Source organism: Aminobacterium sp. EBM-42 (genome assembly GCF_001896635.1).
Taxonomy (GTDB): Bacteria; Synergistota; Synergistia; order Synergistales; family Aminobacteriaceae; genus Aminobacterium; species Aminobacterium colombiense.
On the sequence record NZ_MPPC01000018.1, the window covers coordinates 24969 to 44728 of the forward strand.

At 46.1% G+C, this 19760-nt stretch carries 19 protein-coding genes; 12 read left to right on the forward strand and 7 right to left on the reverse strand.

The window, feature by feature from the left end; genetic code table 11:
• Nucleotides 1-10 precede the first annotated feature (10 nt).
• Nucleotides 11-898, forward strand: a complete 888-nt coding sequence (locus tag BUC50_RS05525; RefSeq protein WP_013047826.1) for an MBL fold metallo-hydrolase — start codon at nucleotides 11-13, stop codon at nucleotides 896-898.
• Between the two features lie 34 nt (nucleotides 899-932).
• Here the strand turns inward: BUC50_RS05525 and BUC50_RS05530 are convergent, their stop codons facing one another.
• On the reverse strand, nucleotides 933-2318 hold the full coding sequence (locus tag BUC50_RS05530; protein WP_013047827.1) for a phosphomannomutase/phosphoglucomutase: 1386 nt from the start codon (nucleotides 2316-2318) through the stop codon (nucleotides 933-935).
• 111 nt (nucleotides 2319-2429) lie between these two features.
• Here BUC50_RS05530 and BUC50_RS05535 point away from each other — a divergent pair, with 111 nt between their 5' ends.
• Nucleotides 2430-3359, forward strand: a complete 930-nt coding sequence (locus tag BUC50_RS05535; protein ID WP_013047828.1) for an AEC family transporter — start codon at nucleotides 2430-2432, stop codon at nucleotides 3357-3359.
• 9 nt (nucleotides 3360-3368) lie between these two features.
• Here BUC50_RS05535 and BUC50_RS05540 read toward each other — a convergent pair whose 3' ends face one another.
• Both BUC50_RS05540 and BUC50_RS05545 read right to left on the reverse strand, forming a co-directional pair.
• Nucleotides 3369-4565, reverse strand: a complete 1197-nt coding sequence (locus BUC50_RS05540; protein ID WP_013047829.1) for a YibE/F family protein — start codon at nucleotides 4563-4565, stop codon at nucleotides 3369-3371.
• Nucleotides 4543-5283, reverse strand: a complete 741-nt coding sequence (locus BUC50_RS05545) for a FadR/GntR family transcriptional regulator (protein WP_013047830.1) — start codon at nucleotides 5281-5283, stop codon at nucleotides 4543-4545. Before BUC50_RS05545 ends, BUC50_RS05540 begins: the two co-directional genes overlap by 23 nt.
• A 121-nt stretch (nucleotides 5284-5404) precedes the next feature.
• Here BUC50_RS05545 and BUC50_RS05550 point away from each other — a divergent pair, with 121 nt between their 5' ends.
• The 3 genes from BUC50_RS05550 to BUC50_RS05560 all read left to right on the forward strand — a co-directional run bounded on the left by BUC50_RS05550 (nucleotide 5405) and on the right by BUC50_RS05560 (nucleotide 9020).
• Nucleotides 5405-7048, forward strand: coding sequence for a nucleoside kinase (locus BUC50_RS05550; protein ID WP_013047831.1), 1644 nt, complete (start codon nucleotides 5405-5407; stop codon nucleotides 7046-7048).
• Between the two features lie 36 nt (nucleotides 7049-7084).
• The gene (locus BUC50_RS05555; protein WP_013047832.1) at nucleotides 7085-7918 is read left to right on the forward strand and encodes a LacI family DNA-binding transcriptional regulator; all 834 of its coding nucleotides are present in this window, start codon (nucleotides 7085-7087) and stop codon (nucleotides 7916-7918) included.
• 265 nt (nucleotides 7919-8183) lie between these two features.
• Nucleotides 8184-9020 carry an Mrp/NBP35 family ATP-binding protein gene (locus BUC50_RS05560; RefSeq protein WP_013047833.1) on the forward strand — a complete coding sequence of 279 codons (837 nt, stop codon included), beginning with the start codon at nucleotides 8184-8186 and terminating at the stop codon, nucleotides 9018-9020.
• Nucleotides 9021-9076: 56 nt separating this feature from the next.
• Here the strand turns inward: BUC50_RS05560 and BUC50_RS05565 are convergent, their stop codons facing one another.
• Together BUC50_RS05565 and BUC50_RS05570 are read right to left on the reverse strand one after the other, a co-directional pair.
• A complete protein-coding gene (locus tag BUC50_RS05565; protein WP_013047834.1) occupies nucleotides 9077-9889 on the reverse strand; it encodes an MBL fold metallo-hydrolase in 813 nt (270 codons plus the stop codon).
• 26 nt (nucleotides 9890-9915) lie between these two features.
• Nucleotides 9916-11418 (reverse strand): mucoidy inhibitor MuiA family protein, encoded by a 1503-nt coding sequence (locus BUC50_RS05570; protein WP_273015608.1) that lies wholly within the window; start codon nucleotides 11416-11418, stop codon nucleotides 9916-9918.
• A 112-nt stretch (nucleotides 11419-11530) separates the two neighbouring features.
• Here BUC50_RS05570 and ychF point away from each other — a divergent pair, with 112 nt between their 5' ends.
• Together ychF and BUC50_RS05580 are read left to right on the forward strand one after the other, a co-directional pair.
• On the forward strand, nucleotides 11531-12622 hold the full coding sequence (gene ychF, locus BUC50_RS05575; RefSeq protein ID WP_013047836.1) for a redox-regulated ATPase YchF: 1092 nt from the start codon (nucleotides 11531-11533) through the stop codon (nucleotides 12620-12622).
• A gap of 71 nt (nucleotides 12623-12693) precedes the next feature.
• Nucleotides 12694-13134, forward strand: coding sequence for a hypothetical protein (locus tag BUC50_RS05580; protein WP_013047837.1), 441 nt, complete (start codon nucleotides 12694-12696; stop codon nucleotides 13132-13134).
• A gap of 61 nt (nucleotides 13135-13195) precedes the next feature.
• On the opposite strand, the gene BUC50_RS05585 is transcribed toward BUC50_RS05580, so the two are convergent.
• On the reverse strand, nucleotides 13196-13912 hold the full coding sequence (locus BUC50_RS05585; protein ID WP_273312063.1) for a lipid-binding SYLF domain-containing protein: 717 nt from the start codon (nucleotides 13910-13912) through the stop codon (nucleotides 13196-13198).
• A gap of 140 nt (nucleotides 13913-14052) precedes the next feature.
• Between BUC50_RS05585 and BUC50_RS05590 the strand changes: the two genes are divergently transcribed.
• The 5 genes from BUC50_RS05590 (at nucleotide 14053) to BUC50_RS05610 (ending at nucleotide 18975) form a co-directional block, all read left to right on the forward strand.
• Complete coding sequence (locus tag BUC50_RS05590; RefSeq protein WP_013047839.1) at nucleotides 14053-14985, forward strand: hypothetical protein; 933 nt, start codon at nucleotides 14053-14055, stop codon at nucleotides 14983-14985.
• A 20-nt stretch (nucleotides 14986-15005) separates the two neighbouring features.
• Nucleotides 15006-15563, forward strand: coding sequence for an ATP-binding protein (locus tag BUC50_RS05595; RefSeq protein WP_013047840.1), 558 nt, complete (start codon nucleotides 15006-15008; stop codon nucleotides 15561-15563).
• 27 nt (nucleotides 15564-15590) lie between these two features.
• A complete protein-coding gene (locus BUC50_RS05600) occupies nucleotides 15591-16406 on the forward strand; it encodes a formate/nitrite transporter family protein (protein WP_013047841.1) in 816 nt (271 codons plus the stop codon).
• 320 nt (nucleotides 16407-16726) lie between these two features.
• A complete protein-coding gene (locus BUC50_RS05605) occupies nucleotides 16727-17704 on the forward strand; it encodes an HAD family hydrolase (RefSeq protein ID WP_013047842.1) in 978 nt (325 codons plus the stop codon).
• A complete protein-coding gene (locus tag BUC50_RS05610) occupies nucleotides 17701-18975 on the forward strand; it encodes a replication-associated recombination protein A (RefSeq protein WP_013047843.1) in 1275 nt (424 codons plus the stop codon). The genes BUC50_RS05605 and BUC50_RS05610 overlap by 4 nt, the downstream gene beginning before the upstream one ends.
• A gap of 42 nt (nucleotides 18976-19017) precedes the next feature.
• Here BUC50_RS05610 and BUC50_RS05615 read toward each other — a convergent pair whose 3' ends face one another.
• The gene (locus BUC50_RS05615; RefSeq protein WP_013047844.1) at nucleotides 19018-19710 is read right to left on the reverse strand and encodes a GntR family transcriptional regulator; all 693 of its coding nucleotides are present in this window, start codon (nucleotides 19708-19710) and stop codon (nucleotides 19018-19020) included.
• Nucleotides 19711-19760 lie beyond the last annotated feature (50 nt).

Genomic DNA, 19760 nt, shown 5'->3' on the forward strand with positions numbered 1-19760 from the left:
GATAAATGCCATGGAAATAAAAATATTGAAAGGACAAAGCTGCTATATTCCTGGACGAGTCAATGTCGGCCTCTGGAAAGATGGGAAAGATGGTTGTTTTCTTATCGATAGTGGAGGTGATGAAACGTCAGGGCGGCGGCTTTTCAGACTGATACAGGAAAATAATCTGAAACTCAGAGGGATTCTCAATACTCACTCCAACGCTGATCACGTTGGAGGAAACGCCTATTTGCAGAAAAAAACGGCATGTCCCATTTGGGCAAGTTCAATAGAAGATACTGTAATTCAAAATCCATTTTTGGAGCCGATGCTCTTGTGGGGAGCCGCTCCTTTTCGTGCCCTGACCGGAAAGTTTCTTCAGGCAGCCCCTTCTCTTGTAACGCAAATATTATCTCCTGGTGAAAGAGTGCCTGATACGGACTTAACGGTATTAGCCCTTCCTGGCCACTTTATCAATATGATTGGTTTTCTTTCGGCAGATGGGGTTTGTTATATTGCGGACAGCCTCTTTGCAAAAGAAGTCATAGAAAAATATCGTTTTATGGTTGCTTTTGATGTGGAGGCAACTCTCGCTACATTAGATATGTTGGAAAAACTTGAAGCTGCATGGTTTGTTCCCTGTCATGCGGAGCCAGTTGAAGATATTCGTCCTCTCGTAAATGAAAATAGGAAGGGAATCGAGGCTTTAAGTCACGCTGTTCATGACTTGTGTTCTGTTCCCCGTAGCCGTGAAGAAATCCTCGCCTTGCTGGTGCAAAAATGGGATCTGGAAATGAATCCCGTACAGTATGTCCTTAACTCCAGTTCCCTTTCAGCCTATCTAACCTTTCTGGAGAAAAAGGGACTGATTGTACCTTTTGTAGAAAAAGGCAACCTTCTATGGCAGAAAAAGCATTGAAAAGGAGCCCCGCAACAGGGCTCCTTGGCATATATTAGTATGTCCACTCAAAATCGGGAATCCCAACGTCTAACATTCGCTGTTTCATATCTCTTGTAATATGGTCCAGATCCTCTTGAGTTTTCCCCTCGCATCGAGTAACAAGCACCGGCTGAGTGTTTGACGCCCTCACAAGCCCCCATCCACGCCGGTCATAGAGAATCCTCACACCATCAATGGTAATGGCATCGTGATCCTTGAGGGCTTCTTCCTTTATTTTTTCGATAACCTGAAATTTCTTTTCATCGGGGCAGTCTACCCGTATTTCAGCAGTGCTGTAGTAGACAGGATAGTCAACGAGCATTTCTGAAAGAGACCGCGCGTCGTTAGAGAGAATTCTGAGAAGTCGTCCCGCAGCATAGAAAGAATCATCAAAGCCGTAAAACTCATCAGCAAAGAACATATGGCCAGAAAGTTCTCCTGCAAAGAGGGCATCCACTTCTTTCATCTTTGCTTTAATAAGAGAGTGTCCTGCCTTGTAATAAAGCGGTTTCCCACCAAGTCTCAAAATCTCATCTTCAAGGGCCTGTGAACACTTGACTTCGATAATTGCCACGGCCCCAGGATATTTAGGGAGAATCTCACGCCAATAGAGTCCCATGAGGGTGTCTCCCCATATGACTGTTCCTTTTTCATCTACTACGCCAATACGATCGGCGTCTCCATCAAAAGCGATCCCCAGATCTGCTTTTTCCTGCCTCACTTTTTCTATTAGAAAGGTGAGATTTTCTCTTTTAAGGGGATCTGGATGATGGTTTGGAAATGTCCCGTCAGGTTCACAGAAAAGGGGAACGACTTCACATCCCAGTTTTTCAAGGAAGGTTTGAATATAAAGGCCAGCGGTTCCATTGCCAGCATCTGCTGCCACTTTTAGTTTTCTGGGTCCCAGTTTTATCTTTGAGAGAAGCATGGCAATATATTCTTCCCAGATATTTGCTTTTTTTATTGTCCCTGGAGCAGGGCCTTTTTCGAAGTCATCCTTCTCTATCATTGAGAGGATTAGTTGTATTTGCTCTCCGTACATGGTGCTCTTGCCATAAGCCAATTTTAAGCCGTTCATATCTTTGGGGTTATGGCTGCCCGTTACCATAATACCCCCATCAAAATTGAAGCGGAACTGACTCCAATAAAGAAGGGGAGAGGTGGCAACCCCAATATCCGTAACATGAATTCCTGCCCACGTTACGCCATCGATGACATTTTTTTTGATTCGGTCTGTAGAGAGCCTTACGTCCCCTCCTACGGTAATCGACGTAATTCCCTCTCTGTAAAGGAATGTCCCGTATGCCTTGCCGATAGCGGTAACTGTTTTTTCAGTGAGTTCGGTGTCGGCTATTCCGCGAATGTCATATTCTCTAAAAATATGTTTTGGTACTTGCATCAGGTCTCATCACCTTCCCTGATTATTTTTTGCTTAATATTATATTTCTATGACCTTTTTGCCTACGTAGATTGTATAATACCATTTGAACTGAGGGGAGTGTGGTTTTTCGTGGGAAGCTTTTTCATTGTTCTTCCTATTGTCATTATCGTCGGCATTGGATGGTTCATCAGAAATAAAGGTCTTGTAAGGGAAGAAGCTTTTGCTGGAATGAATTTTATTTTGTATTGGGTAGCTCTCCCAGCCCTCCTTTTTAGAGTAACTTACAATGCAGACGTAGGAATTCTCTCTGGAGGGAATTTTGTTAAGGCCGTTTATGTTTCACTTATGATTGCACCTCCGATGGCGTTGATCTTCGGCCGGTTTGTGGGACTGAAAAAGGAACGTCTTGCTGTTCTGACCATGGTGTCCATTCGTTCCAACAATATCTTTATGGGCGTCCCCGCTGTTTCTGTCGCTTTGGGGGAAGCCGGTCTTCAGGCCCTCTCCCTCTACCTTGCCGTGGTGATGGCTGGCTACCAGCTCATTTCCATAGCATGGGGGCAGATCGTCCTCTCTGGAAGCTTTCGTATCAGTGCATTAAAAGATGCGTTTAAAAAAATATTTACCAACCCCCTTATAATGGCCTGTATCGCAGGAATTATCTTTGCCCTTGCAGGAACGGGCCCCATGCCCAGATGGATCGACGAAGCTCTTAAGGCCTTAGGGAATGTAGGCAATGGTCTTGCACTCCTCGCCCTTGGGGCATCCCTTAACCTTACGAGGGTAGGGGCGTCTCTTAAAGAAACGTGGGAAACTCTTTTGTTCAAGCTTGTTATTTTCCCTTCAATTGTGTGGCTTTTTTTGCTCCTCTGGCCAGTTGATCCCATTCTTTTTCAGACAACAGTGCTTGTGTCTTCCATGCCTATTGCCGTAAACTCTTATATTGTGGCTAAAGGCATGGGGATGGATCCGGCATACACGGCAGAGTCCATTGCCGCGTCAACTTTATGTTCAATTGTTACAATTCCTTTGTGGGCGACAGTATTGGGTCTCTCCTGATCAGTCTTTTTATCCGGCGCTCTTTTTAGAGCGCAACCTGAAATCCAGCCACCAGACACAAACTCCGGTAGTGATGGGGATCGTAAGGAGAAGTCCGATAGTTCCCGCAACGCTTCTTAACAGTTCCTGCGCAATATAAGGGTCGTTAAGAAGGGCCATGGCATCGATCCCTGCGTAAGAAATAAGGATGGTGAAAGGAAGAGAGCTTCCTAGGTAGGCCAGGATCAGGGTGTTGATCATGCTTCCTAAAACTTCTCGGCCAACTCCAATGCCAGCTTGCCAGAGGCGATGGCTTTCTATGTGGGAGTCGTATGAAAAAAGTTCGGCTAGAGTTGATGTAACTGAAACAGCTACATCGAGTACGGCCCCGATAGCACCGATCATGACAGCCGCAAGAAGCAAGCCTTCCATAGAAAGGTTGGGAATAGTGGAAGCTAGAAGGCTGGCGCTGTCGCTTGCCAATCCAGTCAATTGCCATGTCTTAACTATAATCCAGCCTACCGTGGACGCGGCAATGGCTCCACCAAGGGCCCCCAAAAAGGCAACGATCCAGAACGCCGGGCGTCTAACCACAAGAAGAACGGTAATAATAGAAACGGCGCCTATTGTAAGGATGGCAAAGGGTATTGGCGCCACCCCCTTGGCAAGAGCTGGTACATACCATCCCAACAGTACAGCCAGGGAAAGAAGAAGCCCGGCCAGGGCCCTGAAGCCGGCCTTCCCGGCAGAAGCAATGAGCCCCCCTGACGCTAAGATCAGAAAAGCGATGACCCAGGGGATTCTATACCGATCGCTTATAGAGTACTGGAGGGTACCATCTTCGAAGCGGTCGCAGACAAGAAGATATCTGCGCCCCTCGGTCAACTTCAATGATGATGTTGACAGTTGCGTAATAAGGATATCTTCTGATTCCCCTTTTTTCTCTCCATTGAGAAAGGTCACAGTAATATCAATGTATTCTGTTTCCCATGGAGATTCTTCTGTTTCCGGCGAAGCTTTTTCGCGTTCAGCCGTGGAATTGTTAAAGGGCAGAGGCGTTTCAGTACCTCGAACCTTTCCCACACGGTCTATACTGACAATAACCGAATCCTCTGTATTCCACGATTTCAGTACCATTTTATGAAAAGATAGAGCAGCGATAAGAGCAATTATAACTACAGAGAGAGAAGCCAGAATGTAATTCTTAACGCTTTGAGGTTTCTTCATTATGAAGAAGTCTCCCTTCCTCTCCCAAGGCAATGCCATCAAGGAGTGTTTTATATACTCTGGCTACATGGTTGGTCATGAAACGCTGAGCCTTTTTTATGTCCCTTGCCAATATGCATTGATAAATCTCTTTATGTTCTTTAAGAAAGATCTCCTTGTCATCAAGAAGAGAATAGATCCTCTCATGGGTTTCCATAATTAGATTAAAGGTCATTTTTACAATGTTGACGAAAACGAAATTATGAGTAGCTTCGGCGAGAAGCAAATGAAAGTCATAATCGCACTGAGCGCGATGTTCAAGGGACTCTACATCTTTGCTTGTAAGGGTCAGTATCTTCCGTATGCGGGTCAGATCTGTGGGGGTGGCATGTTTAACGGCTTCTGACACGATGGCAGGTTCTAGAATCATGCGGGCTTCTACCAGTTCTAGAATGGCTTCGTCCTGCAGTGGCATTCTCATATTCTGGGTATCAAAACGGGACTTGCGGACAAAACGTCCTTTCCCCGGGATGCTTTCTATAAGCCCTACTAGCTCCAGGATGCGAAAAGCTTCCCTCAGAGAACTTCGACTCACGTTAAGGTCTTCTATAAGTTGTCTTTCAGGGGGAAGAGGATCTCCCTGGGATATTTCTCCCCGGGTAATAAGCTCTTTTATTTCTTCAGCTACGTGTTCATATATTTTAACAGACCTGTTCTTCGTGGTTTTTTTCCCAGTCATATCAATCGCCCTCCACAAACAATTCAAGACGGATTTGCCTTCTTGTAGTAAAGTAAATCATACCAGATAGAAAAGTAAAGATTATAGAGCAATAACGAAATTGCCCGAAAGGAGGAGAAAAATGTCTTTCCAGATCAATATTCGTAACTACCATACGTGCGAGTGTTCTAGTGCCATGAGTGGGAAAGATGTTCTCTCTAAAGCTGATATTGATGGAGGATCCCATATAGTTGCCTGGCGTGTCAACAGTTATCTTCGCCCTTTGGGCTGGGTTGTAGATGAAGACTCGGAAGTGGAATTTGTAGACACCTCTTCCTTTGAGGGGATGGAAGTATATCGTCGTTCTCTGAGTTTTTCGCTTGTATTGGCAGCCCAGCGGGCATTGGGAAAAAATGTGACCATTAAACATTCCATTAGTGACGGATATTATTGGGAGCTTCCAGATAGGGATTTAACGGAGGAAGAAGTTCTTCGTATAAACAAGGCTCTCAGGGATCTGGTCAACCGAGATGTTCCCATTACCCGCGAGGTTGTTCCTCTTGATAAGGCCCGGCGTATTTTTGAGCGTCAGGGCAATCCTGAAAGCGCCAGACTCTTTATGTGGGCGGCTGAGGATCCTGTAGAGCTTTATCGTTGCGAAGACAACTATGGTTTTTATTACGCTCCTCTGGCCCCTTCAACAGGATATCTTCGTGTTTTTGAACTGAAGTATTTCCCCCCTGGAATGGTTCTGCAGTTTCCTACTGTTTCCTACCCAGACCGGCTTCCGCCCTTCAGGGCATCGAAAAAACTTTCCGGGGTCTTTCTTGACTACGCTAAATGGCTGGAAATTTTAGGCCTTAAGACCATGGATAGTTTTCACGCAAAAATAGCCCAGGGAAAGGGGCTTGAACTGGTTCTTATTTCAGAAGCCTTTCATTCTCAACGCCTCAGCCGTATTGCGGAAGACGTAGCACTGCGGGAAAAAACAAAAGTCATAGTTATTGCAGGTCCTTCCGGATCAGGGAAGACAACAACAGCGAAACGGCTAAAGATCCAGCTTCAGGTCTGTGGTTTAAATCCCACAGTGATCTCTCTTGATAACTATTTCGTGGATAGGGAGAAAACGCCTCTTGACGAACAGGGGAATTATGATTTTGAAGTTTTAGAGGCAATAGATCTCGACCTTCTAGAAAGCCAGCTTGCCAAGCTTCTTAAGGGGGAAGAGGTTAGAGTTCCAGAGTTTGATTTTATTAAAGGCAAAAAATTTCCTGGAGCAACTCTTCGCCTCAACAAACACGATGTCCTTATTATTGAAGGTATCCATGGTTTAAATGAAAAGGTAACGGCAGTTGTTCCAGAAGAGATGAAATTTGGTATTTTCGTGTCCCCTTTGACGGGTATCAATCTTGACGAACACAATCGGACAAGTACTACGGACAATAGGTTGTTGCGACGGATGATCAGGGATTATAGAACAAGAGGACATTCGGCTGAGCGGACCCTCGATCTTTGGCCATCGGTCATTAAAGGGGCAAGAGAGTATATTTTCCCCTACCAGAGCAGCGCTGTTGCCATGTTTAATTCCTCTTTGCCCTATGAGCTAGCGGTCTTGAGGGGGTATGCGCAGCCTCTCTTGCAGACTGTTCCAGAATCTTCATCTATGCATGGGGAGGCAAGGCGGCTTCTTTCCATGTTAAAGTTTGTGCCCCCCCTACCTTCTGAAAATGTTCCGTCCAATTCCATATTAAGAGAGTTTATTGGCGGTGGATGTTACGAACACTGATTGAATGGACAGATTCAACAAAACGAGGTGCCAGCGGTGAAAGTTAAGATGGAAGATGTAGCTAAACTGGCTAATGTTAATAAAGCGACAGTTAGCAGGGCGCTCAAGGGAGACTCAAGGATATCAGCATCTACGAGAGAAAGGGTTTGGAAAGCGGCCAAAGCTCTTGGATATCAGCCTGATGCTGTGGCAAGGGGATTATCGAGCAATAGGACAGGTCTTTTGGGGGTAGTCTTTGTAGACCTCTCACAGCCATGGGTAGGAAGCTTTTTGTCAGGCCTTGACCGTGTCGCGTCGAAGCAGAGCTACAGTTTGCTTGTCAAATGTTCGGGACAGGGCCCTTCCCAGAAAAATGTTGTGGCCAGGGATCTCCTTTCTCGTAATGTGGATGGCATTATCTGGATAGCTGGCGCCGTACCAGACCTTTCCTTTGACGGGCCATTGGTAGCGGTGGGTTCGGAGAACCCACGAGGTTTTTCTGTGTTGATCGATGTGGAAAGGGGGGCTCAGAAACTTCAAAAAATAGCGAAGGGGAGAGTCTGTGAGGTTAGAAGTGGGTCGGCACCTTTCTTCAGGGATATTGCCTCCTTTCTAAAAGGGCCCTCCCTCAAAACCTTGCCCCCGCTGTATGTGGTCGATTCATCCCATGATATCCCCATATCGGGGGGGGGAGAGAATGTGGTCCTGTGCGGATACCCCAATGTGGCTAGACTTCTGAAAAGTTATTGCCTTGACTGGCCGGCCTTCGAGCTGGGAGCCATTGCGGGGCGCCTGTCCTTGAACGCCATACAGGAGAAAGGGGTGCGCCCCGAAAAGGTGATGGTCGTTCCTCCTCTTTATAGTCCAGAGGGGGATATCGTTTCCTTATAGACGTGTTCGAGTTCGAATGACAAGGTACACACCGCATAAAATCCTACTACAAGGTTAGCTGCTGCGCCAAGAAAACTGCCATTACCTCCAGAACAGGAACCCAGCGCTAATTCCTTAAAGATCGCCTCCTGATGGATTTTTTGCTATAAACCTATTCGGAAAAGTCGACAAGAGTGTATATTACTTGACGCTATCTATCGCTAGGCGTATAAAAGAGAAGGTAAAAATTTCTTTATATGGAGATGTTGACAGGGAGGAACGATATATGTCTGAGCAAGGATGTAACGAAATGTCTTGTGGAAAGTCTTCCTGCGAAGGTTGCAGTGGATGCTCTAAAAAGAAAAAGGACGTTGGAAAAGTTATTGCTGTGGGCAGCGGCAAAGGTGGAGTGGGTAAGAGCTCCATATCCTGCCTATTGGCGGTGGCTCTAGCTAAAAAGGGGTTTTCTGTAGGAATTCTTGATGCCGATATAACTGGTCCTTCCGTTCCTAAACTTATGGGTGTCACCGATTCGCCGTATGGTTCTCCTCAGGGAATTATCCCTCCGGCATCATCGATTTTCGATATAAAAGTCATGTCTGTCAATCTTCTTCTTGATGATCCAACGAAGCCTGTAGTTTGGCGGGGGCCTATTATTGCTAGCGTGATTAAGCAGTTCTGGGAAGATGTGGCGTGGGATAAAACCGATTTTATCATCGTAGACCTGCCCCCGGGAACGGCCGATGCTCCTCTTACCGTCATGCAAACTATTGATTTGGACGGATTTCTTGTAGTGACGTCACCTCAGGAACTCTCTGTAATGGTGGTGGAAAAGGCCCTTAACATGACTAAAATGATGGAGGTTCCTCTTCTTGGTGCTGTCGAAAATATGAGCTATGTGACCTGTCCTGATTGCGGCAAGGCTATAGAAGTCTTCGGTCCCAGTCATGTGAAGGAGATTGAAGAGAAATTCTCTCTCCCGGTGCTTGGCAAATTCCCCCTCGATCTTGAACTGTCCCATCTGGGAGATCAGGGCCGCATGGAGGAATATAAAAATGAAGAATTGCTGAACGCCTTGGCTGACGGAGTGCTTGTACAGCTGGGTGTTGGGGTAGAAGTATAAGAAAAATATGAAGGGCGGCCTTTGCTATAAAAGCCGCCCTTTCACATTGTGGATTTCTATATTTCAAAAGAAGAGCCCGAATGGGCCCATTCAACATTTGATAGCTGCTCTCCAAGGATAAAAGCAGCGCTGAAGCCGGTACAGTGACAAGGTCTCCAATGCTGTACAGAAAATTTGTCTTTAAGCTCCTTCGCTGAACGAAGAAGGAATCCTCTTCCCTGACTTCGAAAATGCATGCCCCCAGTAACACTGTAAAATTCACGGGTGTTAAAAAGAAGGGCAGCCCGTTCAAGGATATTCACGGTTCCAGCGTGGGCGCATCCGAGAATGACGCTATATCCATTAATACCTCGAACTACAAGAGAAAGATCATCTTCCATAAGGTCAGCTTTGAGCTCACCGTTCTCTTTTATTACGAGATCGGGATCCACTGGAACAAAATCAGGATTTCTTTCTGAGAGTGGTATTGTTATGGCCCATATGGCATCTATAATTTCAGTTCTATCATTTACAGGGCGAAAGTTCAGGTCGTCTTTGCTAAAAAGGCTTCCGGCAATCTCCAGTTCTTCTCCTTTCCGCGCAAATCGCTGGCGGTCGAAAAATGGAGAAGCCCATACGGGCAAATTTCCTTCACGCCTCAAGATTTCAGGCAATCCCCACGTGTGGTCAAAATGACCGTGGCTAAGAACGATTCCATTGAGATTGCCAAGAGGAACCTCAAGGGCCGATGCGTTTGGGTAAAGGGAGGCCCCCCTCCCCGTATCAAAAAGCAAAGAGCCCCTAGGAGTTTCTATATACATACTGAGACCATGTTCTCCTAGCAGTTTAGATGTGCCGCAATAATCATCGACGACCACAGTAACATTCATATATCATTCACTCTCCCTTTTCAAACTTATTTCAGCCAGATCTCTTTATCAGAGGGGAAAGAAAGTCGATAGACTACTGAAATTTGCCATTGTTCCCCTGCTTTAAATTTCTTTTTCCACGTAAGAAGTCCCTTTTTCTCATCTTTTTCCGCAGGCTGGGGATCCAGGGTCTCTACTTCTACTGTTATTTTTTCATGGGCAGATACAGGAATTCTGTCTTTGATCATAAGCTCAGCTTCAAAGGGCAGACCGTTTGTAATATTAAGGGTATAACCCTGAGCCAGTTTTCCTTTGCCAAACCAGTTGCTTCCTTCTTTAGGGATAATTTCTTCCCGTGTAGCGGTAACAGAGGGTGTCTGGCCGAAGGCCAGAGTAAGCTTCTCTCCTCGCGCCAAGGCTGGCAATCTAGTTCTCCCTGACCCCATTCCGTCGATAAATAGGTCGGCCTTTCCAGGTAGGAGCGGATCTTCGATGGCTTCTGAAGAAGCCATTATCCAGGCCTGGGATGAAAGAAGAGGGATACACTCTATGGAAACTGTTGCAGGCATTGTGAAATCACGCAGCAGCAGTGTAACAGGCATATTATCCCCCGATATCTTTCCCTTAGTAGTGAAGAAACGGTCTGTAATTGTTTCTTCTACAGCAGAAGGTATCGCTGTTTCTTCTACTGCCATAGTTTTAAGCATTCGCCCATTTTGCTGAGCGCCAGAGCCATAGAGAGGCTCTGTAAAGGTTGCGACCAAAGGAGGAATGTCAGGGGTTTCAACAGAAGAGACGGGCTGGGCCGTATGGAGCTGTATAATTCCATTCCAGATAAGTCCGGTATGCTGCCGCACTTTAGCCAATAGTTGCCCCTCCACTCTTCCTTCATTGGTGGAAAGAGAAAGACTATATTCAGGAACCCAGCGGGCATGGGGTGTCCACCCTTCTATGAAAAGACTGCCACTTGTCAGAGTCTTATATTCTATAGCTATAACCTTCCCCTGAGTTTGAGGTTTTTTCTCTTCAATTTCTCCCTTTATATCGGTAATCTCCTGTTCAACTCTTTCGATGTCGCTTTCTACAGCGGCTCTTTCCTGCTCTTTCTTTTGTCGGGATTCTTCCGCTGCCTGCAAATAGGATTCCAGATTATGAACAGAAAGGTCGGCGGGCGTGGAGCTTTCTATTAGTGCGGACCATTGTTTTAATGCGACAGCTTGGGATTTTAGGGACGAGAGCTCCCTTTTTTTGTCTTCCAGGCGAAGCTGGAGGGGGACAAGGGAGGGAGGGAGCCACTGAGCATCATTCAAAACCACAATTTGTACCTTCTCTAATAAAAGGCCATCTTCAGGAATGACACTGATACTTTCGAGATCGAAAGTGTTGGGAAGCAAAATTTTACCTTCACCAGTTACATTTGCCTTCAATCGTATTTGTGCTCCCCTCGGGTAGACATATACATGCTCTATAACCATTTCAGCAGCAAAGAGTGATATGCTTGTCAACATGATGACAAAGGTGGCGAAGCATAGAGACAAGAGCTTTTTCATAGAAGAAAAGACCTCCTTTTCTTTTTTCTAATTAGCAGAAGCGTATAATACAATTATAATGCATGTTCGCCATGTATAAATGGATAAATGAATGAACAGGAGGAATGCCCTCATGCTGAAATGCGGTATAGTGGGTTTGCCCCTTTGTGGCAAAAGCACTGTCTTCAATGTTATAACTAGAGCTGGAGCAGAAGTAAAGCCCTATGCCAGTGGTAAAACCGATCCCAACCGAGCAATGGTTTCAGTTCCTGACCCAAGATTTGAGCATCTCGTTACGATCTTTGAGCCGAAAAAACAGACGCCGGCTACTGTGGAGTTTGTTGACTTGGCGGGACTTTCCCGGGATGCCAGCAAAGGAGCCGGCCTGGGAAATGCTTTTCTTTCTTTTGTGGCTGAGTCAGATGCCCTTGTCCATGTGGTCAGAACTTTTGATAACCCGGAAGTTCCCCATCCGGAAGATAATATCGATCCAGCACGGGACTGGAATATAGTGGAAATGGAACTTATTTATCGAGACCTCGGAGTTATCGATAATAGGCTGTCCCGTTTAGCAGCAAAGAAACGTCTTCTTCCTGAAGAGGAGGAAGAAAAAAAGCTCCTTGAACGTTGCCAGGCCTTCCTTATGGAGGAAAAACCTCTTAGAGAGCTTGGTTTATCAGAAGATGAACAGCGAAAATTGAGCGGCTTTGCTTTTCTGACCCTGAAGCCTGAAATGATCGTGCTCAATCTTGACGAAACCCAGACTGAAGGGCACGTGCCAGGCCTTGACGCAATAATGTCTATTGCAAAAGAACGAGGCCTAGGCCTTGTGCAGGTTTTTGGCCGGATGGAAATGGAGATGGCAGATCTCTCGGAGGATGAGCAGAGGGAATTCATGGCAGACCTGGGCATCAAAGAGGCTGGCAGAGAACGTCTCATTCAGGAAGCCTATAGCCTGCTTGGACTCATCTCCTTTTTTACTACGGGAAAAGATGAAGTGAAGGCATGGACGCTGAAAAAAGATGCTACAGCTGTAGAGGCTGCGGGGGCAATTCACTCTGATTTGGCAAGAGGATTTATTCGAGCCCAGGTTGTACACTACCCTGATTTTGTAGCCTGTGGAGATTCCATGCCCGCCTGCCGCGATAAGGGCGTGCTGCGCCTTGAAGGAAAGGAATACCTCGTGCAGGATGGCGACATGATAGAAATTCGTTTCAATGTTTAACCTACAAGCCAGATATTGAAATGTGCTAGAATATAAAATTGAATTTTACGAGAAGAGAGGAGGATCGACACATGCCGATGCAGATTAGTCTTGATGAGCTTTTGAGCGCCTTGCTTGCTCGTGTGGATGGGATGGCCATGAACGAAGAAAATCTTAAGAGCCGTCTAAATATCATCTTCAGAGTTCTATATAAAAAGGGGCTCATTACTGATGAAGATGTTGTCGAATCCATTCGTGACGAACACCGTTTGCTGAAAGAACTGGGGCTTACGAGAGAGGAACCGGATGATGAGGTTGTGAACGCCATAGCCGAGAGCATTTTGCTCTGGATCAAGGGAGACGCAGAAAAACTTAAAGAGCAGATAAAAGAGTATGAACAGAAGATGCAGGAAGCTGCTATGGAAGAAGCCAGAAAGCCTAAAATTGATGTGGCTTCGCCTCAAGTGTTGCAGCAACTTGACCAATTAAGCGGAAAAGAGCGCCGAGGCGGCGGGCGGAAGCTCATTATCTAACAGGATGTCATAAGAATGGGAAGGGGTTAACCCCTTCCCATTCTTATGCATTTCTTTTGCGCTATTTCGCTTCCTTAATCACTTTCTGCAGCTCATTGATAAGAGTTTTGATCTTATTGCTCGTCGCTCCCTTTTTAAGAGCCTGGGAAGCTGTTGTAGGTTTTCCCCAATAGACAGTATTAGCGTTATCGTCCACATTGATAGCTGCCCCTTCAAGAGACATGCCAGCAAAAAGCCCCTTCGTAATGGAGTAGCTATAGATTGATGCTTTGAGCTTTATGTCAGTTCCAAGCTCTCCACGACGCCCCAGAGGCCCGGCTGCTACCCCGAGGTCTCCGCTGAGCTTCACATTATTTCCCATAAAACCTTCAAGACCTCTTTCGTTGGTGATCACAAGAACCAATCCAATAGACTCGGCTCCGATTTGCAATCCCCATGAAGCTCCTGCAATGGTAACAAAGCTTGGCCCATACCATTTCCCCGTCACCGAATCTCTTTTGAGTACAAGACCTTCACCATATTTCCCGCCAAAGACAAATCCCGCCTTAATGACTGAGGGGAATATTGCCACCCCTTTTGCTCTTTCCAGCAAATCTGCCATTGTCCCTATATCGGACTGTTCTTGCATTTCTCGAAGTAGTTTTACAGATCCGGCAATCCGTTCTTCCGGGGTTTTGGCCCAGGCAGCCTGGGTAAAGCCCCATCCCAAGCTTATAAGGGTTATCAGTGTTGCCAAAATAAAAAAGCGGCAACGGCCTCTTCTTAGTCGCGTCATCATAGAATCTCTCCTTTCGCCCAAAACCATCTCGTTATTATCTTAGAGTGTTGTTTTCATTCACGCAAGAACCAAAGAATTGACGGGGCTCCACTTTTTCCTTTACACTGTCAAGATAACTAATAAGGCTAGGAGGAAACAATATGTCTTATTCCGAAATGGAACGAATAGAAAAGCTACTTGAACAAGCATACCAAAGCGATGATATAGAAACAATTTCTAAATTGGCCCGACAGATTCTTGAAATAGATCCTGGGCATCCAGAGGCTCTTATCCTTCTTGCAGATACTACTGAGTATTCTGATGAAAAGCTGGATCTTTTGAAGCAGGCCCTTGAACCCATGCGCAACATGGTGGAAGAGGCCGATCTTGTGAATCGCAAAGAACTGATGGATGAAGAGGAGGGCATTATTTATATAGGTTTATTGCAGCGACTGGGGTTTGCACTGCTATCAGAAGCTCGGCCCGAAGAAGCACTGGAGATTGCAGAAGAAATAATTTCATACGATGAAGAAGGGGTAACTCTTGGTAAAACCCTTATGTATCGTTGTCTTATTGAGCTTCAGCGGTTTTCTGAGGTTCTCGAGAGAGCCATAAGAGATGAAGAAATATCCGCGGCCCGTCAGCATGCCATGGCTATTGCCGCATATATGCTTTCCGGTCCGGATAAGGGGGCTTATCGAGCTTTATGGGATGCTTTCAAAGTTGGTCCTGAAATTCCTTTCTATATTTTAGGCTATATTCCGGAACCTGATTTTGAAACACTTGATGAACAGCAAGAAGAAGATTACAATTTCTCTATTCTTTTTGAAGATGCTTGGAGTCTTTCTCAGGAACTTGCCAATTGGCTTGCCTCCGCTACCATTCTTTTTGGGATGCTCACTGGGCGGTTCCTCGAAGAAGATGAAGAAAATTTTGCTGTTCTCATGGACTCTCTTGGTATTAGGTCTTTCTGCGAAAAGGCCGAAAAAGCCATTGAGGAAATGAGTGACAGCCTAAGCAGTCTTGACGCTGAAGCCTTTGATGCAAACATTCTTGAAATGCTGAGGGCAAATATCTATCTTCCCCTTAAATAAAAACACCGAGGAGGGACACCGTGTTAGAAGACTTTTCTCAACACGTATTAGATATAGCAGAAAATAGCATTAATGCGGGAGCAACATGGGTGGATATACGAATAACAGAAGACTGCGCGGGGGGGTGGCTATATTTCGAGGTAAAGGATAACGGGAAAGGAATGGATGGGGACACATTGCTCGCTGTAACAGACCCTTTTTATACGAGTCGAACTACAAGGAGAGTAGGATTGGGAATACCTTTTTTAAAACAACTTGCCGAGTTATGCGATGGAGAGTTTGAAATAGAGTCTGCGCCTGGCAAGGGCACTCGGGTGTGGGCAAGTTTCCGCTATGACCATATTGACCGTCCACCGCTTGGGAATATGCCAGCATCGCTCATTTCCCTTCTTATTGCTCATCCTGATGTTCAGCTTGTTTACTGTCATTCCTTTAATGAGAAGAAATTCATTTTTGATAGTTTTGAATTAAATAGAGTTCTTGGGAACATTAAAGAAGTTCAAAATCCAGCAATAGCTTGCTGGCTTCAAGATTACTTTGAGGAAAACATTGAAACTTTAAAGCACCATTGCGAGTGATGTACACGTTAGGGGGAGTGATCGGATATGAATTACAAGTCGCCCTTGGAGATGGCGAAAATGGCCTGTGCGGCCTCACAGACGAAGACGTCGTGGAATCATAGACAAATACTTTTACTTGGTATTCTTGGGGGAGCCTACATTTCTTTAGGCGGATGGCTTATGACCTGTGTGACCTATGATCTGCCAGGTGGTATAGCAAAGTTTATGGCAGGAGCGGTTTTTTCCGTAGGCCTTATGCTTGTAGTCATTGGGGGTGCTGAGCTTTTTACGGGCAATTGCATGATGCCCCTTGGGGCTCTGGTGGGGTGTACCCCTATGAAAAAGATTTTCATAGCCTGGACCTGGGTCTATTTTGCTAATTTTTTGGGGGGACTTATCGTTGTTTTTCTTCTTTACAACACGGGATTATGGGAAGGACCTATAGGTGTAAAGACTCTTCATATTGCAGCAGCTAAAATGAGCCTGCCCTTCGGTCAGGCCTTTTTCAGAGGAATCCTCTGCAACTGGCTGGTAACTATTGCCGTATGGTTGAGCATGGCTTCTACAGATGTGACAGGGAAGATATGGGCTATTTTCTTTCCCATAATGGCTTTTGTGGCTTCTGGTTTTGAACACTGCGTTGCGAACATGTACTTTTTACCTATGGGGCTTCTTCTTAAAAGAGTTCCGTCCCTTCTGCAAGCAGCCCAGCTTTCTGATGCACAGCTGCAGGTGATGAATTTAGGAGGGCTTGTAAAGAACCTCATCCCTGTAACTTTAGGGAATATTGTGGGTGGAGTTCTATTCATAGCCGTATTCTATTTCTTCATCTTTAAGGAGAAACTTCTGGCTTCAGATTAGTGTTTACAACAGGTTGACACTCATGCACGCCTCTTTAAATATGCTATAATAAGCATAGAAAGACTAAGTTGTTAATAACCCTGCGATGTTCGTGTTCATGCACTTAGTCTTGAGCCAACACTCGATCTCAAGAGGGTTGAAGTTCGAGCCGGCAAAGGAGATGGGTAACCATCACCGAAGCTAAGGCACGACAAACCCTTAATAATTAGGACCGGGTCAAGACGACCATGACACGGCATTGCGGGGAGACATAGAGGGGCGCAGGAATTGTCTTGCGTCCCTCTTTTTAGATGTCATCATGTACATCAGGAGGCTTTACTATGAAAACAATCTACACTCCTTTTTGGCATCCTATAGAGAGTGCGGGGTTTATTCTCGACTGGGATGGAGTTCTCGCCGACACCAATCTTGATTTTTCAGGAATCCGCACAAAATACTTCAATGGCGAGCCAGCTCCCCTGATTGAAGGAATGACAGCCCTCTCGGAAGAAAGAAAAAAGGAACTTTGGCAAGACATCTATTCCCTTGAAATGAATGGCGCTGAACAGGCTGTTCCTGTTGAAAAATCCATAGAGTTCGTAAAGTGGCTTAACGACCATAATATCCCCTGGGCAGTAGTTTCGAGGAACTGCATGGATTCAATTCGCCGCGCTGCGGAGAGAATAGATTTTCCACTTCCGCCAAAAGTTTTTAGCCGTGACAATGGGCCTGTGAAACCTGATCCGGAGGCACTCTGGCTTGCAGCTGAAGAGATAGGGGTTCCTGCGGAACAATGTGTTATGGTGGGAGACTTTGTTTATGACCTTATCGGTGCGCGGCGGGCCGGAATGCGGGCTGTGCTCGTTGAGCGTCCCCGGGTGGAATGGCAGCATTGGGCTGATGCAATATATCCCACCATGAATGATTTTTTAAAGAGCCTGAATTCCCCAGCTCCCCTCGTTCCCTGGGAGTACTCCTCCCTCGAAAAGCAAAAAGGGAAGGGATGGCTGGAGAAAGCGTGGAAACTCTTGGTTCAGATTCCCGATGATGTACCTGATATTTGCAATTACTGCGAAGAAGTAGCTCGTCTTGGAGTTGGAACTCTTATTTGCACTCCCAGTGTGAAGCTCTCCGTTCAGCAATGGAGGATCTGGCCTGGGCTGGCGCCATCCTTTCTTGACATAGACCAGGTGTCGGTGATCCAAAAAACCCTTAAACAGCGCTACCCTCTCGTAACTGTAAAGGAAGGAAGCGAGGGCATTCGTCTTTCGGAGAGTATGGATTCCATAGAACGGGAATTGGAGGAAAAGATTAAATGATATCCCAAACCCAGTGGGAAAGACCTCTAGCGGATCGGATGCGCCCTTCCTCTCTCGATGATTTCGTAGGACAAAATCATCTTCTTGCCCCGGGAACTCCCTTGCGGCAAATTCTTCAAAGCGGCAAGGTCCCAAGCTGTGTGCTGTATGGTCCGCCGGGGGTTGGAAAAACGACTCTCGTTCGGCTTATGGCCATGGTAACTGAACGGAGTCTGCTCGAAATTAACGCAGTTTCAGCCAAGGTTTCAGAGTTGCGAGATCTTGTAGAAGAAGCTAAAAATCTCAAGATTCTAAGCGGATCGGCAGCAATCGCCTTTGTAGATGAAATTTACCACTTCAATAAAAGCCAGCAAAACGCCCTCCTTCCTTCAGTAGAGAAGGGGGATATCATTCTCGTTGGAACTACCACAGAAAACCCCTGGTTCGAAATTAATAAAACCCTTCTTTCCCGTCTCGTTGTCTTTCAGCTTAAGCCTCTAGCGGAGGAAGACTTGGTACAGATTCTTTATAAAGCACTTAAAGACGAAGAAAAAGGGTTGGGGGCTCTCAAACTTGCTGTATCAGAAGATGTTATCACAGTCTTGGCGAAGATGGCAGGCGGGGATGCCAGACAGGCTTTAACACGCCTTGAACTCTTAGCGTCATCGGTGGCCGCTTCAGGGGCCGCAGAACTTACCATGGCCCATGTAGACAGGCTTATTCCATCCGCTTCCATTCGTTTTGATCCTAAGGCAGACGATCATTATGCCATTATTTCAGCACTTATCAAAAGTATGCGGGGTTCTGATCCTGATGCGGCTCTCTACTGGCTTGCCCGTCTTATTGAGGGGGGCGAAGACATTCGCTTCATTTGCCGCCGCCTCATGATTTTTGCTGCGGAAGATGTAGGTCTTGCTGATCCCCAGGCTTTGCAGATTGCCGCTGCCGCATCATATGCTGCCGATATGACAGGGCTTCCAGAAGCCAGGATCATTCTTTCTGAAGCTGTCATTTATTTAGCGGCATCGCCAAAGAGCAACAGCGCATACCTGGCGATAGACAACGCAACACAATCAATTAAGAAGGGGAATCTGCAGGAAGTTCCTAATCATCTTAAGCCTGGAGGAACGGGGTATATCTATCCTCATGACGACCCACGACACTGGGTTCCTCAAAAATATGTCACGTCACCCCAGCGTTTTTATTTTCCAGGGAATTTGGGGAGGGAAAGAGCTTTTCATGAGCGCCTGAAGAGATTTTGGCGCCGTTTTTCCAGAGAGCAGGAAAACTAAGAAGAGGCCGGAGGGCATCCCAGCCACGACCCCTTCAATTCTTTATTCTTCTTCTACGCTTGTATAATCTCCAGGGTGTTGCCTCAGGAAAGCCAAAAGACTTCGTTTCGTATCCTCGATATGGCTGCCCATTTCAGCTATAGCCTTCTTGCAGTCGCCATGCAGTACGGCATCTATGATAGCGAGGTGCCCTTTAAGGAACACACCCATAATCGTTGGGTCGGATTGCATAGAGTAGGGGCGGCACAGATTGATCAAATCAACAATGTTGTTGAGTGTTTTATGAAGATACTTATTGCCGCTGCACTCATAAAGGAAGCAGTGAAAGCGGCGGTCTTCAGTCAGATATTCTTCGTGGGATGTTTGGCCGGACATTGCAGAAAAAATTTCGCGAAAAAGCTTCAGATCCTTGATTGGAGGATTCTCGCATACGTTTTCTATGGCGATAATTTCTAGTGCCTGTCTCAGTTCGTACAGATCAGAGGCATCCTTGAGAGAGGGTAAAGTGACAAAAGCTCCTCTCCGAGGAGTCAGGGTGATAAGCCCAGTTTGGCTCAATTGCCGAATAGCTTCTCGAACCGGAGTCCTGGAAACAGCCAACTGTTCAGCAAGCTCTATCTCAGAAAGCTTAGAGCCTGGTTTCAAAACGCCATTTACGATCGCGTCTTTCAACTTTTCATAAACAATCTGTCTCAACCCCTGGTTTGTGGCTGGGGTTAGTGTATTTTGGTCCATAGTCACAATCCTCCTCTAAACCAAGCACTTTGCACCCATTATACACTAAT

Excerpts from the sequence above, each read along its gene's own strand:
- BUC50_RS05570 (WP_273015608.1), bottom strand. The coding sequence starts at position 11,418 with ATGAAAAAGCTCTTGTCTCTATGCTTCGCCACCTTTGTCATCATGTTG.
- BUC50_RS05530 (WP_013047827.1), bottom strand. The coding sequence starts at position 2,318 with ATGCAAGTACCAAAACATATTTTTAGAGAATATGACATTCGCGGAATA.
- BUC50_RS05560 (WP_013047833.1), top strand. The coding sequence starts at position 8,184 with ATGTCTGAGCAAGGATGTAACGAAATGTCTTGTGGAAAGTCTTCCTGC.
- BUC50_RS05550 (WP_013047831.1), top strand. The coding sequence starts at position 5,405 with ATGTCTTTCCAGATCAATATTCGTAACTACCATACGTGCGAGTGTTCT.
- BUC50_RS05565 (WP_013047834.1), bottom strand. The coding sequence starts at position 9,889 with ATGAATGTTACTGTGGTCGTCGATGATTATTGCGGCACATCTAAACTG.
- BUC50_RS05580 (WP_013047837.1), top strand. The coding sequence starts at position 12,694 with ATGCCGATGCAGATTAGTCTTGATGAGCTTTTGAGCGCCTTGCTTGCT.
- BUC50_RS05545 (WP_013047830.1), bottom strand. The coding sequence starts at position 5,283 with ATGACTGGGAAAAAAACCACGAAGAACAGGTCTGTTAAAATATATGAA.
- BUC50_RS05540 (WP_013047829.1), bottom strand. The coding sequence starts at position 4,565 with ATGAAGAAACCTCAAAGCGTTAAGAATTACATTCTGGCTTCTCTCTCT.
- BUC50_RS05525 (WP_013047826.1), top strand. The coding sequence starts at position 11 with ATGGAAATAAAAATATTGAAAGGACAAAGCTGCTATATTCCTGGACGA.
- BUC50_RS05585 (WP_273312063.1), bottom strand. The coding sequence starts at position 13,912 with ATGATGACGCGACTAAGAAGAGGCCGTTGCCGCTTTTTTATTTTGGCA.
- BUC50_RS05605 (WP_013047842.1), top strand. The coding sequence starts at position 16,727 with ATGAAAACAATCTACACTCCTTTTTGGCATCCTATAGAGAGTGCGGGG.
- ychF (WP_013047836.1), top strand. The coding sequence starts at position 11,531 with ATGCTGAAATGCGGTATAGTGGGTTTGCCCCTTTGTGGCAAAAGCACT.
- BUC50_RS05610 (WP_013047843.1), top strand. The coding sequence starts at position 17,701 with ATGATATCCCAAACCCAGTGGGAAAGACCTCTAGCGGATCGGATGCGC.
- BUC50_RS05615 (WP_013047844.1), bottom strand. The coding sequence starts at position 19,710 with ATGGACCAAAATACACTAACCCCAGCCACAAACCAGGGGTTGAGACAG.
- BUC50_RS05600 (WP_013047841.1), top strand. The coding sequence starts at position 15,591 with ATGAATTACAAGTCGCCCTTGGAGATGGCGAAAATGGCCTGTGCGGCC.
- BUC50_RS05590 (WP_013047839.1), top strand. The coding sequence starts at position 14,053 with ATGTCTTATTCCGAAATGGAACGAATAGAAAAGCTACTTGAACAAGCA.